The sequence below is a fragment of the Skermanella sp. genome, assembly GCF_059503625.1.
This window is the reverse complement of record NZ_JCACHA010000206.1, coordinates 1-3,343: the sequence shown is the minus strand read 5'-3', so window position 1 is coordinate 3,343 and position 3,343 is coordinate 1. Positions and strand designations below refer to the sequence as shown.

The 3,343-nt window shown below is 68.2% G+C and carries 1 protein-coding gene; it reads right to left on the bottom strand.

All coding sequences use genetic code 11. The features are described 5' to 3' along the window. Window positions 1-67 precede the first annotated feature (67 nt). A partial coding sequence (locus AC5JJ6_RS05190; protein ID WP_496041020.1) for an AAA family ATPase occupies window positions 68-3,343 on the bottom strand: 3,276 nt, incomplete at its 5' end.

The window sequence follows — 3,343 nt, the reverse complement described above, 5'->3', positions numbered from 1 at the left end:
CGGGAGGCCGTATATAGGGCGGCACCCCGAACCCTGTCCAGGGCTTTTTTCAGCCCGTTTCGATTTTTTATGCCGGGACCACCTGATCCAGCGTGTGGACCTGGACCACCCCCGCCCCAAGCCGACGGCGGGCGACATCGCACAGATGCGGATGATGGGTGAAGAACAGCACTTGGGTCTGACGGCTGAGATCGTGAAGCACGCTCAGCGCCGCCCCTGCCCGTTCGTCGTCGTAGTTGATCAGGAGATCGTCGGCGATAAAGGGGATCGGCTCGGCACCCGCTACGTAAAGCTCGATCGCTGCAACACGCAGCGCCAGGAAGAGCTGGTCGCGCGTACCGTCGCTCATGCCGGAGACGTCCACCAGCTGCCCTGTCCGCCGCTCGCCCTTGAGAATCGCTTGGTCGCGGTCGTCATACTCGACCTTCAAGCCCGTGTAGTTGCCCAGCGTCAGCGTATGGAACAGTTCGCCCGCCCGCCTGAGCAGCGGCCCCTGCTGTTCCTGCCGGTACCGGTCGATCGCCTGCCGCAGCAGCAGGGCGGCAGTCCGCGTCCTGGCGTAGGTCTCCACCGTCTCGCGGAGATCGGCCAGCGCCTCCTGCGCTTCCTGAGCCGCGGTGCCGCCTCCCCTTCCCCGCTCCATCTCGGCGAGGCTCTGGCGCAAGCGCTGCAACTCACCGCCCAGATCGGTACCCTGAGAGTGGAGGTCGGCGATTTCCTCGGTGATCCTTTGCAGGTCCGCATGCAGAAGATCGGGGTCGCAGTCCGCCACCTCGGCGGTCAGTTGAGGAATGTTCAGGCCATCGCCGGATGACAGAAGCTGCCGCCGCAACTCGTCCCGGCGTTCCTCAGCCTGTCGCCGAACCGAAGACCGGTGTATCGCTTCAGCCAAGGCCTCGTCGTCGGAGCAATGCGCCTCACGGCGTAACGCGTCGAGGGTCGCCTCCGCATCCCGATGGTTCTGAACGGCGCGGGCGACATCCTCGCGAGCCGCTTCCAGCCTTGCGGTCAATTCGCGGTGGCGGTCGGCATCCCGGCGCGCCTGCTGAAGCCGGGTCAGCAGCAGTCCGGCAAGGTCGATGGCATCGCCGTCCGCCGGAATCGCCAACGCCGTCGCCAGATCGGCGACCTCGGAACCGAATCGCCAGCAATTCTCGTTGATCCGGTCGACCCTGTGCGAAAGGTCGCGGATCGCTTCCAGCCGCCGGTCCAGTTCCTCGAGCAGCGTCAGGGTTTCCTCGACCCCAGCCGGTGTGGCCGTCGCCTCGCGCCCCAGCCTCTCCATCAGCTTCGCCCACGAAAGCTGCCATGTGTCGAGCGCCTTGGCACAGGCGTCACACTGATGCTGGGCTTCGATCACCAGCACCCGCTGTTCGACCAGCCGGTCGAAGCAGCTTTGACGCTGAGCCGATGCCTGGGTCAGCCGCTGCACCAGAGCCTCCCCCTGCCGCACAAGGATACCGAGAGTCGCTTGCGGCGGCACCAGCGCTCCATGGTCCGCAAGGGCCGCCGCCAACTGAGTATGGACACCGCCGAGATCGTCGGCCATGCGGCGGCAGGAGGTTTCGAGCTCCCGCGCCGCCTGGGCGTCCCGGACGATGCCGACTACGCGCGCCAGCCACGACGCCATCTCGCGCGGGGTTGCCGGAGCAAGCCCCGCCGGACGCCAAGCCGCGTTCCAGTCCGCCTGCAATTCGGCACGGGTACGCTCGCACGAAGTCGCCTCGTGGGCGGCGGATGTCAGGCGCCGCACCGTGTCCTCCCGCCGCGACGTCAGTTCGGCGTAGCGGGCGACCCGTTGCGCCTCCGCTTCCTTGCGATCGACAAGGGCGTCGGCGGCCCAGACCGAGCTTTCGTAGAACCCTGGCAGGTCGTGGGTCGAATCGAACAGCTCGGCCTCGTCCTTCGTCAGCGACGGCTGGTCGCCGTCGATGAAGGTCCGGCGCACGACGTTCCAGCCGAGGTCGCGCCGCCGCCGCGCTTCCGCGATGGCATCGGCCGTCGGGATCTCGCTGGTGCCTTTCAGCGCCGCGATCTCGGCATCGAGCTGACTGAGCTGGGCGCGGAAGTCGTCCGCCTTCTCGCGTGCCCGGTTCGACCGGATCGTCAATTCCCCGAAGTCGGCCTCGAACCGCGCGACCGTGCTGTCGTCCAGCACCTTGGCCTGGATCAACTCGTCCAGGCTGCCCTGCCACAGCGGCAGCCCCGTGACCTGCGCGGCGATCCGCTCCTTCAGCGTCCGTAGTCTGGTCTGCCCCTCGGACAGGCTCTGCTCCACCGTACCGCGCGCCTTGGCTTCGGCGACAGCAGCGTGGAGCACCGACGAATCGGCCGGAGTCCCGATGACATCGAGCTGCGATTCGAGCTTGCCGGCTTCCGTCCGGCACCGGCCAAGCTGTTCGGCCGCCGCATCGGCACGGGCGCGCAGCTTGCCCTGCTCGGCGATCAGCGCGCGGACATCGGCCAAGATGGACCGGGGCGGGATCGCCTCCACCGCGCGTTCGATCGGCAGGTCGGAGCCGAGCCGGCGCAGCAGATCGAGCGCCTGCTCACGAAGCTGGCGAAGCTCGCCATCCCGCTTCGGCAGGTCGGAACGCTGATCGCGGACGGCGCCGCGCTGCTCGTGAAGGCCCTCGATATCGCCGCCACGGGCAAGGATCTCGGCGGGAATGGTAAGCCCGGCCAGTTCCGCTTCGAGCCCTTGGACGACGGTCGTGCAGCGTTGGGTATCGCGCAGGGCCTCGTCACGCCGCCGCATCGCGGAAATCCGCCGGTCGGACGCGTCCTCCGCCAGGGCCACCGCGTCCGCCAGACCGGCAAGCGACTCCTCGAGTTCGGCGATCTGGCGAACCATGGGAAGAGTCCGCCTGATCCGCTCGGCCTTGGCGCGGGCGGATTGCAGGTGGCTGAGACGCTCCCGGTTCTCGCCGATCCGGCTTTCGACCGCATCGGCCTCCGCTTTGGTCTGACGCCACTCGTCGCCGCTGACCGCTGCCTCGCGCAGTCGCTTCCGCGCATCACCATGACGGTCGAGCGCCTGATAGAACGGCTTGGATGCCACCCGGCGCGGGGTGAAGAGCGCGTTCGCCTCCGCGTCCAGGTCGGCCAGCACCTGCGACAGCCCGAGCACCCCGGCCCCCGCACCGAACAGGCTTTGCCCGACATCCCCGCGCGCCGCCAGGATGTCCTCGCCGCCCCGGCGCAGCCGGTTATGATCGAGGCCGAACATGCCTTCGAAGAAATCGCGGTCGATCGGCCCCAGGAACGCGGCCAGCGCCGCTTCAGGCAGGCTGCTACTGCCGTCGGCACCGAGAAGCGTGTTCTGCCGCCCTTTCCGGCGCTG